This is a genomic window from Spirosoma endophyticum (genome assembly GCF_900112365.1).
In the GTDB taxonomy this organism is placed as follows: Bacteria; Bacteroidota; Bacteroidia; order Cytophagales; family Spirosomataceae; genus Spirosoma; species Spirosoma endophyticum.
On sequence record NZ_FOLQ01000001.1, the window covers coordinates 535,908 to 550,340 of the forward strand.

15 protein-coding genes are annotated in these 14,433 nt (G+C 46.9%); 12 read left to right on the top strand and 3 right to left on the bottom strand.

Features of this window, described 5'->3' with window-relative positions; genetic code table 11:
* Positions 1 to 5 precede the first annotated feature (5 nt).
* A complete protein-coding gene (gene secG / locus BM202_RS02045; protein ID WP_093822794.1) occupies positions 6 to 395 on the top strand; it encodes a preprotein translocase subunit SecG in 390 nt (129 codons plus the stop codon).
* A 63-nt stretch (positions 396 to 458) separates the two neighbouring features.
* Here secG and BM202_RS02050 read toward each other — a convergent pair whose 3' ends face one another.
* Positions 459 to 1,166, bottom strand: coding sequence for a hypothetical protein (locus BM202_RS02050; RefSeq protein WP_093822795.1), 708 nt, complete (start codon positions 1,164 to 1,166; stop codon positions 459 to 461).
* A 250-nt stretch (positions 1,167 to 1,416) separates the two neighbouring features.
* On the opposite strand from BM202_RS02050, the gene BM202_RS02055 reads away from it, so the two are divergent.
* Positions 1,417 to 1,713 carry a co-chaperone GroES gene (locus BM202_RS02055; protein ID WP_012925587.1) on the top strand — a complete coding sequence of 99 codons (297 nt, stop codon included), beginning with the start codon at positions 1,417 to 1,419 and terminating at the stop codon, positions 1,711 to 1,713.
* A gap of 107 nt (positions 1,714 to 1,820) precedes the next feature.
* On the top strand, positions 1,821 to 3,461 hold the full coding sequence (gene groL / locus BM202_RS02060; protein WP_093822796.1) for a chaperonin GroEL: 1,641 nt from the start codon (positions 1,821 to 1,823) through the stop codon (positions 3,459 to 3,461).
* Between the two features lie 474 nt (positions 3,462 to 3,935).
* Here the strand turns inward: groL and BM202_RS02065 are convergent, their stop codons facing one another.
* The gene (locus tag BM202_RS02065) at positions 3,936 to 4,598 is read right to left on the bottom strand and encodes an ABC transporter ATP-binding protein (protein ID WP_093822797.1); all 663 of its coding nucleotides are present in this window, start codon (positions 4,596 to 4,598) and stop codon (positions 3,936 to 3,938) included.
* Positions 4,599 to 4,756: 158 nt separating this feature from the next.
* On the opposite strand from BM202_RS02065, the gene sucC reads away from it, so the two are divergent.
* Complete coding sequence (sucC, locus tag BM202_RS02070; protein WP_093822798.1) at positions 4,757 to 5,977, top strand: ADP-forming succinate--CoA ligase subunit beta; 1,221 nt, start codon at positions 4,757 to 4,759, stop codon at positions 5,975 to 5,977.
* Between the two features lie 70 nt (positions 5,978 to 6,047).
* Here sucC and BM202_RS02075 read toward each other — a convergent pair whose 3' ends face one another.
* Positions 6,048 to 6,878, bottom strand: a complete 831-nt coding sequence (locus BM202_RS02075) for a M48 family metallopeptidase (protein WP_093822799.1) — start codon at positions 6,876 to 6,878, stop codon at positions 6,048 to 6,050.
* Between the two features lie 215 nt (positions 6,879 to 7,093).
* On the opposite strand from BM202_RS02075, the gene BM202_RS02080 reads away from it, so the two are divergent.
* The 8 genes from BM202_RS02080 to BM202_RS02115 all read left to right on the top strand — a co-directional run bounded on the left by BM202_RS02080 (position 7,094) and on the right by BM202_RS02115 (position 14,408).
* A complete protein-coding gene (locus BM202_RS02080) occupies positions 7,094 to 7,705 on the top strand; it encodes a fumarylacetoacetate hydrolase family protein (protein ID WP_093822800.1) in 612 nt (203 codons plus the stop codon).
* A 33-nt stretch (positions 7,706 to 7,738) separates the two neighbouring features.
* Positions 7,739 to 9,781, top strand: coding sequence for a M23 family metallopeptidase (locus BM202_RS02085; RefSeq protein ID WP_394333771.1), 2,043 nt, complete (start codon positions 7,739 to 7,741; stop codon positions 9,779 to 9,781).
* 71 nt (positions 9,782 to 9,852) lie between these two features.
* A complete protein-coding gene (gene bcp, locus BM202_RS02090; RefSeq protein WP_093822802.1) occupies positions 9,853 to 10,302 on the top strand; it encodes a thioredoxin-dependent thiol peroxidase in 450 nt (149 codons plus the stop codon).
* 66 nt (positions 10,303 to 10,368) lie between these two features.
* Positions 10,369 to 11,226 carry a transketolase gene (locus tag BM202_RS02095; RefSeq protein ID WP_093822803.1) on the top strand — a complete coding sequence of 286 codons (858 nt, stop codon included), beginning with the start codon at positions 10,369 to 10,371 and terminating at the stop codon, positions 11,224 to 11,226.
* 38 nt (positions 11,227 to 11,264) lie between these two features.
* Entirely contained in the window at positions 11,265 to 12,227 is a 963-nt protein-coding gene (locus BM202_RS02100; protein ID WP_093822804.1) for an AAA family ATPase, read from the top strand.
* Positions 12,224 to 12,790 (top strand): DUF4276 family protein, encoded by a 567-nt coding sequence (locus BM202_RS02105; RefSeq protein WP_245776489.1) that lies wholly within the window; start codon positions 12,224 to 12,226, stop codon positions 12,788 to 12,790. Before BM202_RS02100 ends, BM202_RS02105 begins: the two co-directional genes overlap by 4 nt.
* Positions 12,791 to 12,811: 21 nt before the next feature.
* The gene (locus BM202_RS02110) at positions 12,812 to 13,765 is read left to right on the top strand and encodes a transketolase family protein (protein WP_093822806.1); all 954 of its coding nucleotides are present in this window, start codon (positions 12,812 to 12,814) and stop codon (positions 13,763 to 13,765) included.
* A gap of 70 nt (positions 13,766 to 13,835) precedes the next feature.
* Entirely contained in the window at positions 13,836 to 14,408 is a 573-nt protein-coding gene (locus BM202_RS02115) for an RNA polymerase sigma factor (RefSeq protein WP_093822807.1), read from the top strand.
* Positions 14,409 to 14,433: the final 25 nt, after the last annotated feature.

Genomic DNA, 14,433 nt, shown 5'->3' on the forward strand with positions numbered 1-14,433 from the left:
ACTTCATGGTAACGACAATCATTGTCATCATTTGCATTCTCACCGTTCTGCTTATTCTTATCGTACTTATTCAGAACTCAAAAGGTGGAGGACTGGCTGGTGAATTCGGCGGTCTGGGGTCGAATCAATTGATGGGCGTTAAGAAAACAACCGACCTGCTGGAACAAATTACCTGGGGCCTTGGCATCGGTGTGATGGTCCTTTCGCTGGCATCTTACATCATGATTGATCGCAATCAGGCGGGTGGGATCAACAGCGCAAACGTAGATCGGGCACAAACCCAAACGCTTCCCGGTGCGGCTGCTCCAACACCAGCTCCAGCACCTAGTCAGGCGACTCCGGGTGCGGCTGCTACGCCCGGCACATCAAGTTCGGCGCTGACGCCTAAAAAGTAACGTATCGATTTTAAGCATCAAAAAAGCCATTTCTGAAACGGAATGGCTTTTTTTGATGCCCGTTTACGCGGCTGCCTGCGCCAGTAATTGTCGGGCAATGGGCAACAGGGTTTCCTGAACGGGATAGGTTCGCTGACTCTCCAGCATAAACGTTGCCGGGTTAGGAAGATGACTATACCGCCGGATCAGGTCAAGTTTGATATTCTCAAACGTATTGACCAGACTCTTCCGCACAGCTTCCACAAAGTTCAGTTTCACAACTCGTCCACCGGGTTCCTGTTCCGAATACAGACTCAACGAGAAGTAGTAAATCTGCGTTTCGGACTGGTTCGTGGCATGGATCAGCAGATAGCCTTCCTCGGGACGTAGTGGTAACACGCCCACCGGCGTAAGCGTCAACGATCGGGCAATATCTTCCCAACGTTGCTGTCCTTCTGTCAGCATCGACTGAAACCGGGGCAGCGCGAATTCCATAATCGCATCCATCTCCACCATAAACGCCGAGTCCGTCACCTCGGATTTATACTCAATTCGGGGTGGTGGGCCGGTAACTCTACTTATTCGCTTGGGGAAAGCTGCATTTAACGTACCTTTGCCCCTCGAAAAACGAATACCAGCATCGTAGTGATTGCGTAGTTCGGGCAGGTCAGGCCAGAGTTTTTGTTCCGTAAAATTCGTCTGTACAGCTTGCAAGTATGCCATCACGACATACTTCTGATATTCGGCATCAAGCCAGTTTTGCGTAAACCAGTCAGGTTGTAATTTTTTCATAAACCGTCGGCAGTCACTTTATCCGTGTATCACTAGGTTAATCTAAGTGCTTTTTGGCAAAGAACCAAATTCTGTACGCCACAATTACTACGTTCACCGAATGAAATTTAGTTAAAGTGGCCAATGGCAGTATGTCAGCCCAAAGCCTGAAAATTTGACAGTCAGACCGTGTTGGCATAGAAATTGGCGCAAGTGAGGAGTCGTGTAAACTATTGCACAAACAGTTAATAACCTTAATCATCTCATTATCATGGTAGCAGAAACGGAAAGCGTTAAAGTGAACGTGAAACCGCTGGCCGACCGGGTGCTGGTAGAAGCCGCCCCGGCTGAAGAAAAAACCTCGTTCGGGATCATCATTCCCGATACAGCAAAGGAAAAACCCCAGCGTGGAACGGTCGTAGCCGTTGGTGCGGGCAAGAAAGATGAACCCCTAACGGTTCAGGTAGGCGACACGGTTCTGTATGGCAAATATGCTGGTACAGAAATAACCGTTGATGGCAAAGAGTACCTCATCATGCGTGAATCGGACATTTTCGCAATCCTGTAATCCAATGATGAATGATTAATGATAAACGATGAATTGGGTCAAACCAGAACCATCATCTTTCATTATCATTCATAATTCATCATTTATAATTCATCATTATACCAATCATGGCAAAGAAAATAATCTTTGATACCGAAGCCCGTGAGCGTATTAAGAAGGGTATTGATACCCTGGCCGACGCGGTTAAAGTGACACTCGGACCTAAAGGTCGGAACGTAATTCTTGACAAAAAATTCGGCTCACCTACCATTACGAAAGATGGTGTGACTGTGGCTAAAGAAATTGAACTGAAAGACGCCATGGAAAACATGGGCGCTCAGTTAGTGAAAGAAGTAGCGTCTAAAACGGCTGATTCAGCGGGAGACGGTACAACTACAGCTACTGTCCTTGCCCAGGCGATCTACTCGATTGGCGCTAAAAACGTAGCGGCTGGTGCAAATCCAATGGATTTGAAACGTGGTATCGAGAAAGCCGTGCTGGCCGTTGTTGCTAACCTGGCTACGCAAGCGCAAACAGTTGGTGATGACTTCGGTAAAATCCAACAGGTGGCTACGATCTCGGCTAACCACGACGAGGAAATCGGCAAAATGATCGCCGAAGCCATGAAAAAAGTTGGCAAGGAAGGCGTTATTACGGTTGAAGAAGCGCGCGGAACGGAAACGGAAGTTAAAACCGTAGAAGGTATGCAGTTCGACCGTGGTTATCTATCTCCTTACTTCGTAACGAACACGGAAAAAATGGAAGCCGAATTAGAGCGTCCATTTATCCTGATTTCGGAGAAGAAAGTATCGTCGATGAAAGAACTGTTGCCAGTTCTGGAGCAGGTAGCCCAAACGGGTCGTCCCTTGCTGATCATCGCTGAAGATGTTGACGGTGAAGCACTTGCTACGTTGGTCGTGAACAAAATTCGGGGTGCCCTGAAAGTAGCTGCTGTAAAAGCGCCTGGTTTCGGTGATCGCCGGAAAGCTATGCTGGAAGACATCGCTATTCTGACGGGTGGCCAGGTTATCAGCGAAGAACGCGGTTTCAAACTCGAAAATGCATCGATCGAATACCTGGGTCAGGCCGAAAAAATTCTGATCGACAAAGACAATACAACTATTGTCAATGGTGTTGGCGAGAAAGAAAATATCACAGGTCGCGTAAACCAAATCAAAGCCCAAATCGAAAACACGACATCCGACTACGACCGCGAGAAATTGCAGGAGCGTCTGGCTAAACTGTCGGGTGGTGTGGCTATCCTCTACATTGGTGCGGCTACCGAAGTAGAAATGAAAGAAAAGAAAGACCGCGTTGACGATGCCCTGCACGCAACTCGTGCTGCCGTTGAAGAAGGTATCGTAACCGGTGGTGGTATTGCGCTGATTCGTGCGATCTCATCCCTGGACGCTATCCAGGCCATCAACGAAGACGAAAAAACGGGTATCAACATCATCCGTGTGGCCCTTGAATCTCCACTTCGTACGATCGTAGCTAACGCCGGTGGCGAAGGTTCGGTTATCGTGAACAAAGTGAAAGATGGCGACGGTGGTTTCGGCTACAACGCTAAGAACGATACGTTCGAAGATCTGTTTGCAGCTGGTATCATTGACCCGAAAAAAGTAACGCGTTTGGCACTGGAAAACGCAGCGTCGATCGCTGGTCTGTTGCTAACGACCGAGTGTGTAATCGCTGACGAGCCAGAAGAAGCTCCAGCTGGTGGCGGTGGACACGGTCACGGCGGTGGCGGCATGGGCGGCATGATGTAATCTTGACCGCTTCGGCGCCCGTCGGGATTTTCTTGATTTAAAAGATTTCCCTGATTTTGCAAAATGCCCCCGATCTTTCGATCGGGGGCATTTTTGTTGAAAGCTATATATGGGAATAAGAACTAGGTAAAGATTCAGCTACCAGATGGGACAGGATCGTGTTAAAAGTATTGGAACGTAGATCAGAAAAACGTTTTATGTAGAAGAGGAAATTTCAGGCAAAGAAAAAAGCCAAGCGAGACACTCTCTTGGCTTTCTGATTTACTCAACGTTATGAAAAACTTTTCTTTTCGACACAATTATAAAACAAAAAAGAGGAAGTTTGATTCTTTTCGATGAAATAATTTTTTACATAAAAAATCAAATATCTGACAATCAACAGTTTATCTTATAAAAGACAATTCATTTTTGTTCAAAATTTAGGTAAATTTACTTATTGAAGAAGCATAATTCTTACTAGCAACAAGCTTATTCTTAATTAACCAGAATACCATCCCGGATAGTAACGGTACGGTCAGCCAGAGCCGCCAGCGTTTCATTATGCGTCACAATAATGAATGTCTGACCAAGTTCATCGCGAAGTCGGAAGAACAACTGATGTAAATCTTCGGCATTACGTGAGTCAAGGTTGCCACTGGGTTCATCGGCGAAGACGATCGCAGGTTCGTTAATCAAGGCCCGTGCTACGGCCGTCCGCTGTTGCTCTCCACCCGACATTTGTGAAGGTAGATTATTAAGGCGGTGTCCTAAACTAAGTGTGTTCAATAATGATTCAGCCCGTTGCCGAACGGCCTGCTCATCCTTTCCCGAAATAAAGCCAGGCAGGCAAACATTTTCAAGCGCCGTAAATTCGGGCAGTAAGTTATTAAATTGAAAGACAAAGCCGATTCGCTCATTACGAAACTGGGCTAACTGGCGGTCATTCAATGTAAATACATTTTGTCCGGCTATGTGCAACTCGCCGGAATCAGGTCGATCGAGCGTACCCAGAATTTGAAGTAAAGTCGTTTTACCAGCTCCCGACGCGCCGACAATCGACACAACCTCACCGGGTTCGATCCGTAGATCAATTCCTTTAAGAACGGGTAAATTGCCGTAGTTCCGGCGAATATCAGTAGTTTGGAGAAGCGGTTGCATGAAAAATGATGAATGAAAAATGATGAATGATGAATGTGAAAAGAAGACGAGTAGGTGATTTCAGCCATTACGTTAATCATTCTTCATTCATCATTCATCATTTCCTGTTAACTTGCCGCACAAAAATACGATTTCCCATTCTCCTTGTTGCAGTTGTCATGAATATACACGAGTATCAGGGTAAAGAAATTCTCAAAAAGTACGGTGTCCGCATTCAGGAGGGCATTGTAGCAGAATCACCCGAGAAGGCCGTTGAAGCCGCCAAACTCCTCATTGCCCAATCAGGCCAGAAGTGGGTAGTAGTTAAGTCCCAAATCCATGCTGGTGGGCGCGGTAAGGGCCAGATTGTCGGCTCGGAGCAGCGAGGAGTCGCTTTGGCCAAATCAGTCGATGCCGTGCGCGACATCACAAAAAACCTCATTGGCAACATACTGGTTACCCACCAGACAGGCCCGGAAGGTAAGCGGGTTAACAAAGTACTCATCGCCGAAGATGTATATTATCCAGGTGTGTCAGAGCCTAAAGAAATGTACATCAGTATCCTGCTTGATCGTACTAAAGCCTGCAACGTCATTATGGCCAGCACCGAAGGCGGTATGGACATTGAGGAAGTTGCGGAACACACCCCCGAAAAGATTGTGAAGGAATGGATTGATCCAGCCGTAGGTTTACAACCGTTTCAAGCCCGCAAGGTAGCTTTTGGGCTGGGACTGGAAGGCGAAGCCTTCAAAGATATGGTGAAATTCGTAACCGCGCTGTACAAAGCGTATGTGGATACGGATGCCTCCATGTTCGAAATTAACCCGGTTTTGAAAACATCTGATAATAAAATATTAGCCGTTGATGCCAAGGTTAATCTGGACGATAATGCCCTCTACCGACACCTCGATCTGAAAGCCATGCGCGATCTGGCCGAAGAAGATCCGCTCGAAGTGGAAGCCTCTGCCAATGATCTAAACTACGTTAAGCTCGATGGTAACGTAGGCTGTATGGTAAATGGAGCTGGACTGGCCATGGCTACGATGGACATCATCAAACTATCGGGTGGCGAACCGGCTAACTTTCTGGATGTTGGGGGTGGAGCGAACGCTAAAACGGTAGAAGCCGGTTTCCGCATTATTCTAAAAGACCCGAACGTAAAAGCCATTCTGATTAACATCTTCGGTGGTATCGTACGTTGCGACCGCGTTGCAACGGGTGTTGTGGAAGCCTATAAAGCCATTGGCGATATCCCTGTCCCGATTATTGTTCGCTTACAAGGCACCAACGCGGCCGAAGGGGCGAAAATTATCGACGATTCAGGCCTTAAAGTGCAATCAGCTGTTGAGTTGAAAGAAGCCGCCGAAAAAGTACGTCAGGTAATATTGTCATTGAAGTAATCTGACGTTCGTTCATAAATAAAAAAGCCGGAGCTTGTGCTCCGGCTTTTTTATTTATGAACGAATTCTTCTATCGACGGGCGCTAGCGTAATATTTCTGGGCGTCGGGTAGTAATTTCTGCAAATCGGCAATCCGACGTGCATCAGATGGGTGGTCAGACATAAATTCGGCGGGTGCTTTTCCACCACCCGCCTTAGCCATCCGTTGCCAGAAAGATATGGATTCGTTAGGATCATAACCCGCCATTGCCATAAAAATCAGACCGAGGTGATCGGCTTCCGATTCCTGCTTCCGACTGTGTGGCAATCCTACCCCATACTGGTAGGCTAATGGGCCAACCACACCGAATGCCTGTTGAAATATAGCCTGCATTTGTGGGCTCTTATTCGACGTACCAATTCCCGTAGCGACCTGACCAGCCTGGAGTAATCCATTGGCAACTAAGCCTTCGCTCATACGTTCGTTGCCATGCTCAGCGATAGCGTGCGAAACTTCATGCCCTAACACGGTCGCTAACCCGGCTTCGTTCTGCGTATAGGGTAAAATACCTGAGTACACGACAATTTTGCCGCCGGGCATACACCAGGCATTTACCTGATTGCTTTGTACCAGGTGATATTCCCATTTAAAGCCTTCCAGTCGTTTGCTAAAGCCATTGCTGTTCATATAATTCTCAACTGCCTGACGAATACGCCCCCCAACCCGATTCACCATTTCAGCATCAGTATTACTGGTACTAACGACCTTGCTTGTATCCAAAAACGCTTTATACTGAGTAAAGCTCATCGACAGCATATCATTGTCCGGCACCAGTTTCAACTGGGCTCTTCCCGTGATAGGAACTTTCTGGCAACCGATAGCAAATACTACCAGCAATGTTATAATTAGTACTTTTCTCATTTGTGTATGTGAGTTATCTAGGTGTTATGACATTATATGACCCACAAGGTACCGGATTTGTTCAAATTTTTCTGAACGAGTGCGGTCAGCCCTTCTTTAGTCCTTAGATTTGTAACATTTGTTTAGGTTTAATGTAACGCGGGCAGAAACCTGCCGTTGTTTATAAAATACGTATGGGTGTTCCATCAGAATACCGTACCACTGCTTTACTCCATATGAAAATTATTTGCGTTGGCCGGAATTACGTTGAACACATCAAAGAACTCAACAACGAACAGCCCGAAGATCCGGTCATTTTCCTAAAGCCAGAAACGGCGATTCCGCTGAAAAACGAGCCGTTTTTCTATCCTGATTTCTCTAACGATGTTCACTACGAAGTGGAGATTCTGGTCAAAATAAACCGGGTTGGAAAGAATATTGACGAGAAGTTTGCGCACAAATACTACGATGAAATCGGAGTTGGGATTGACTTTACAGCGCGCGATCTACAAAGTAAATTAAAAGCGAAAGGGTTGCCCTGGGAACTGGCAAAAGGGTTTAACGGCTCCGCTCCTATCTCATCCTTCGTTCCCAAAACGGATTTCGCTGATTTACAGAATCTTAATTTCCACCTGGATATTAACGGAGAAACGAAACAATTGGGAAATACGAGTCTGATGTTATTCAAAATCGACTACCTGATTTCGTTTGTATCCCGGTATTTTCTTTTGCAACAGGGTGATATTCTGTTTACGGGCACACCTAAAGGCGTGGGACCAGTACAAATCGGGGATCAGCTAACGGCGTATATTGAAGACAAGCCCATGCTGACATTCGACGTAAAGTAATTTCATTTTTTGCTCTTTTCGATGCCACATTGTTTGAGACGCTTGCTAATTCCGAGTCTGATCGCCGTAGTGCTACGTTGTGGTGTGGTGCAAGGGCAGAGCACCCCTACCGCACCAACAAACACAACCCTTGAGTCGGGCACAAATCAGGCGCTTGTCGGACCGGAGCGGTATTTTATGTTTCCCATTCAGCCAGGTTCAGCGAATTCACTGGCGGGCGGTTTGGGCGACCTGCGGCCCAATCACTTTCATGCAGGCATCGATATACGTACGGGCGGACGCGAGGGACTGGATGTACATGCGGCTGCAGATGGCTACGTATCACGCATTGCAGTCTTCACGGGGGGGTATGGAAATGTTGTTTTTATAAAGCATCCAAATGGCTTAACGACCGTTTATGGCCACCTCAGAAACCTGAATGATACACTTGGTACGTATCTGCGGGCGCAGCAATACCAGAAGAAAACGTTTGAGATTGATCTCCGTCCGACGCCGGGCCAGTTTCCGGTCAAAAAAGGGGATATAATCGCGGCATCTGGCAATACCGGCGGATCGGGTGGCCCGCACCTTCACTTTGAGATTCGCGATTCAAAAGATAATCTTTTCAACCCCCTCTTATACGATTTTCCCGAGATCAGGGATGAAGTCCCCCCCTATTTTGAGCGCGTTGCGTTGAAAACGATGACCGCGAGTTCCCGGATTAATGGGGAATACCAACGGGTTACGTACACACCCGTCCGCAAAGCTGATGGCACCTATACGATCACGCAGCCTATTACGGCCTCGGGTCTGGTTGGCATGGAGGTACTGGGTTATGACAAAACCAGCGGGTCCCCCTATCGGAACGGCATAAGTTGTCTGGAAATCCGGCTGGATGGGCAGGAGGTGTTTGCTTATAATATGAATAGTTTTCCGAATGAGCAGACGCGGTTCATGAATATCCATGAGAATTATGAAATGGAGCAGATGAGTGGACAACGGTATCACAGAGGCTACATTGCGGATGGCAACATTCTCAATATCTATAAGTTACAAAGTAATGCTGCGTACCGGGGACGTCTGCCTCTGCTGGATAGCAAGCCCCACGAAGTTACGCTCATACTATATGACGCTTTTGATCAGTCGGCCCAGCTAACGTTCACGATCCTTCCGGAAGTAGCTCCGGCGAATCCACTCCAGATAGACTCACTAACGGTGCAGCCAGCCAGCTACGCGCCAGAACCTACGGCAACTGTCACCACTGATGAGAACGTATTGAAAATTGCGGTTAGAAATCTTGGTAGCAACCCGCCAGTGGCTAAGCTTATCACCGGACGTACGGTAACTGAACAAGCCGTTAGCTATATACGTAACAACCAAGCCATTTATCTTATAGATTTGCGTCAGTCATTGCCCGACTCCGTTCAGTTCGGCCGGGGCGTTGTGCGAACCAATTTCAGAAAACGCATCGTACCGGGACGTAGTGAAGTCGTTATCGATAAAGTTGCCCGGCTTGAATTTGGCCCGAAAACCTTATTTGATACGTTACATCTGGCCATGAGAGGGTTACCGGGTGGTGGTCTTGAAATTAATCAGTCAATTATCCCAATCAATGATTATCTGACGGTTCAATACGTACCGAACTATCCGATTGCCATTGATACACTGCGCACTAAGGCCTACGCCGTGAGCAGTGGTCGGGAAAGTTTCCTGGGGGGAACCTGGAACAAAGGACGAATTGAATTCAAGACTAAGACACTGGGACGGTTTCAATTGCTAACTGACGCGAATCCACCCAAAGTGGATATTCTGGCCGCAACACCAAAGGGTATTTCAGCCAAAATTCGGGACGACTTATCAGGTATTGCCGAGTTTCGGGCATTGGTTAACGGCGAATGGGTATTGATGCAGTACGATTATAAACGGGCGTTGCTTTGGTCTGATAAACTAAACCCGGATGAGCCATTTGAAATTGGTGCCGAAGTGCTGGTGCAGGTGAAAGACCGAGCGGGAAATATTGGTTCTGACAGTACGCTCATTGCCGAACCAGTTGTTCGACGGAAAGCGGCTCCGAAAAAGCAGCGAAAGAGACGATAACACTGTATAGGTTTTCGGTTTTGCGTTAGCCTTCCGTAAACTTAAAACCGAAAATCATAAACCCAAATTAAATGAGCCTGACTATTGGCGACCCAGCTCCTGATTTTACCAGCACTGACCAGAATGGCCAGCCCATCAAACTTTCCGATTATCGGGGGAAGAAGGTCGTTCTGTATTTTTATCCTAAAGATGATACGCCAGGTTGTACGGCTCAAGCGTGTAGTTTACGCGACAACTATGCCAGCTTAAAAGCGGCTGGTTACGAAGTTCTGGGGGTAAGCGTCGATGATCAGCAGGCTCACAAGAAATTTACAAGTAAATATGATTTACCTTTTACACTTGTGGCCGACACCGATAAGCAAGTAGTAGAAGCCTATGACGTATGGAAAGAGAAATCCATGTACGGTCGCAACTTCATGGGAACCGTCCGGACTACGTTTCTGATTGATGAAAATGGAATTATCAGCGATATTATTGGCAAGGTAGACACCAAGAATCACGCAGAACAGATTTTACACTAAAGTAATGCGGGTGGAAACCCGCTATTCCTGATTAAAAAGCGGGCTTCCACCCGCACCACCTACCACATGGAACTCGAACAACTCGAACACACTGCCACCGCCGTTCGGCGCGACATTCTCCGCATGGTTGCGGCCGTTAACTCTGGTCACCCAGGCGGATCTTTAGGCTGCACCGATTTTTTTGTCGCTCTCTATTTTGAGGTGATGAATCGGAAGAAAAACGCCGATGGAACGCCCATTTTCGATATGGACGGTCGCGATGAGGACATCTTCTTCTTATCGAACGGGCATATTTCCCCCGTCTTTTATTCGGTGCTGGCGCGTGCCGGTTACTTCCCGGTTGCCGAGCTGGCTACGTTCCGTAAACTGGATAGTCGCTTGCAGGGTCACCCAACCACCGCCGAACATCTACCAGGTATCCGCATAGCCTCTGGATCGCTGGGACAGGGTTTATCGGTAGCGAACGGTGCCGCTTATTCCAAAAAACTCAATGGCGACAAAAATCACGTGTACGTACTGATGGGCGATGGTGAGCAGCAGGAAGGCCAGGTTTGGGAAGCTGCACAGTTTGCGCCAAACAAGAAACTTGGTAACCTGACGGCCATAATCGACCTCAACCACGCGCAGATTGACGGCACCACCGACAACGTAAACAGCAACCGTGACCTCGCGGCCAAATACCGGGCTTTCGGTTGGTACGTCGACGAAATGGAAGGTAACGACATGGCCGATGTAGTTCGGACACTGAAGAAATCGCAGGAAGATCCTGACGTACCGACGATGATTCTGATGCACACCGAAATGGGCTTTGGCGTCGATTACATGGTAGGCAACTATAAATGGCACGGCACCGCACCAAACGCCGAGCAGTTAACGCAAGCCCTCAATGAATTGCCATTGACGGTTGGCATGACGGATTATTAATTCTGTAGAGACGTAATAATTGCGTCACTACGTGAAAAATGAAAATCAAACGCCTAGTCATCGAAAATTTCAAGTCCATTGAACGGATTGAGCTGATTGAGCCCAATCCGTTCACGGTCTTTGTCGGCCCTAACGGGTCGGGCAAATCGAATATTTTCGAGGCTTTGGAGTTTGTGAATTTAAGTCAGCAAACACCTAACGCAATTAGCCTGTTTGGTGGTCCAAATTCCTTAATTCGTATACAAGACAAAAATGCTCCATTTTCTTTTTTAATAGACGCTGAAACATTTGAAAGTAGATATGAAAATGGCATAACATCTGCGAGTGTTTCTGGACCAATCCACATTGATCCAATGATTGATCACTCTATAAGAAACATTAACTATCTACAATTCACTAACGGCTTTACTAGACTCTTCATAAGGAATCATGAATTAGTCAAGTTGGCTTTTAATGATGATCAACGCCTATCCCTTTCAGCCAACAATCTCGAAAAGGTACTAAAACGTATTTTATTAGATGATACGTTGAAGAATGAAATCTTCGAATGGCTAGAGCTTTTTGTACCTGAGTTTAAAGCTGTTGAGATTGACGATCGGGACGAACTTCATTGGTTTGAAGAGTTTGCGCCTAAATACTTCACTAAAGATTTGATCTCCGACGGTACATATAACATTTTAGCAATGTTGACCGCCGTTTACCAGAGCGACGATAAACCACAATTCTTGTGTATTGAAGAGCCTGAAAACGGCCTTCATCCTCAGGTTGCCCGTGAATTGGTTGATTTCTTTCGGGTTATGTGTGAAGAACGTGGTCATCATATCTGGCTGAATACACATTCTCAATCAATGATTTCCCGGCTTAGGCCTGAAGAAATGGTGGTGGTTGAGAAAAAACAAGGCAAAACGCAGGTAACTCAATATCAGGGCCGTGATTTTCATGGCTTACGAATGGACGAGGCCCTACTTATGAACGTGCTAGGGGGCGGTCTAGCGTGGTGAAAATTGGATTCATTGGTGAAGGCAAAACTGAGCAGATCCTGTTGGAGTCAGCTTCATTTCAGGAATGGCTGCAACAGCATGGCATAGAACCTGTCGGTGCTGTAATTGATGCCGATGGAGCAGGAAACTTATTACCCGATCGTATTAGTCCGCTCCGAATAGAATTGCTTAGTTATCAGGCGGATGTAATTGTCATTCTAACAGACTTAGATAACGATCAATCGGTACGTGTTACGAAGCAACGCATCGGAGAATTTATTGACCAAGTTGTTATCGTAGCTGTAAAAAAGATAGAGTCCTGGTTTCTAGCAGATGAATTAACATTATCTACTTTAACAAATGCGGAAACAAAAATTGACTATCCCGAATTGGTGGATGATCCTTTCGGGGAGATTCAGCAATTGTTTCTAAGTAAGACAGGACGAGGCATCGGTACAAAGCCAATGTTAGCCCGGCGAATGCTCAAATACGGCTTCACCATCGAAAAGGCTGCCCAACATCCAAATTGCCCTAGTGCACACTATTTTTTAACCAAATTGCAAACCCTCGCTTCGGCGAATTAATACAGACCATTTACACAGATCATGAAAAAATACGAGTACACCGAGAAGAAAGATACCCGTTCAGGTTTTGGTGCGGGAATGGCCGAATTGGGCAAGTCGCACCCGAACGTCGTAGCCCTCACCGCCGATCTGGCTGGCTCGCTCAAACTGGAAGCGTTTATTAAAGACAATCCGGAGCGGTTCGTTCAGTGCGGTATCGCCGAAGCAAACATGATTGGCGTATCGGCGGGCCTAACCATTGGCGGACATATTCCCTTTGCCACTACGTTTGCCAACTTTGCTACGGGTCGGGTTTATGACCAGATCCGGCAATCGGTGGCGTATTCTAATAAGAACGTTAAAATCTGCGCTTCCCACGCGGGCGTAACCCTCGGCGAAGATGGTGCCACGCACCAGATTCTGGAAGATCTGGGTATGATGAAAATGCTGCCCAACATGACCGTTATTAATCCCTGCGATTATAATCAGACCAAAGCCGCTACGCTCGCCATTGCCGACCACGTTGGTCCGGTCTATCTACGTTTCGGTCGGCCCGTGATTCCGGTTTTCACCCCTGCGGATCAGAAATTCGAGATCGGTAAAGCGTGGGTTGTGAATGAAGGATCGGACGTATCAATTTTCTGTACGGGTCACCTCGTTTGGGAAGCTATCAAAGCGGGTGAAATTCTGGCGGAAGAAGGAATTGAAGCCGACATTATCAACATTCACACCATTAAACCGTTAGATGAAGAGGCTATTCTGGCCTCCGTCAAGAAAACAGGTTGTGCTGTTTCGGCCGAAGAGCACATGCTAAACGGTGGTTTGGGCGATAGCGTAGCGCAAGTGCTGGCGCAGCATTATCCAGCTCCGCTCGAATACGTAGGTGTGCATGATACGTTCGGAGAAAGCGGTACACCTGACCAACTGATGACGAAATACGGTCTCACTGCCGATAAAATTATTGAGCAGGTGAAGAAAGTAATGGCAAGAAAATAGTCAATGGTCGCCAGTGGGTAATGGCCAGTAAACCACTATCCACTGACGACTACCGACTAATACTTAACGAATGACTGACGCAGAACTCCTCGCTAAATACCGCGACCCGTCGAGCCGGAACTATGCCTTTAATCTGATGGTGCGCCAGTACCAGCAGAAGATTTATTGGCATATCCGCAAAATGGTCATTGACCACGACGATGCCGATGATCTGGTGCAGGAAACATTCATAAAAGTCTGGAACAGCCTGGAACAGTTTCGGGGTGATAGTCAGTTATATACGTGGATATACCGCATTGCGACTAACGAATGCCTTAACTTCCTGAATAAGAAACGTCGCCGATTTTTTCTACCGATTGGTGATGTAGAAGGTGAGCTGATGGAAAAGCTGGAAAGTAACTCCGAGTATGTTACGTCCGGCAACGAACCAAGTGGTGAAGAAATCCAGTTGAAATTGCAGAAGGCCCTGTTGAAATTGCCCGATAAACAGCGGTTAGTGTTCAACATGAAATACTTCGATGATATGAAATACGAAGAAATTGCGGACATTACCGGTACATCCGTGGGGGCGCTGAAAGCATCGTATCATTTAGCAGTCAAAAAAATTGAGGATTATCTAACAAAAACTGATACAGTCGATTAAACCCCGAACGTAGCTAACTGTCAAA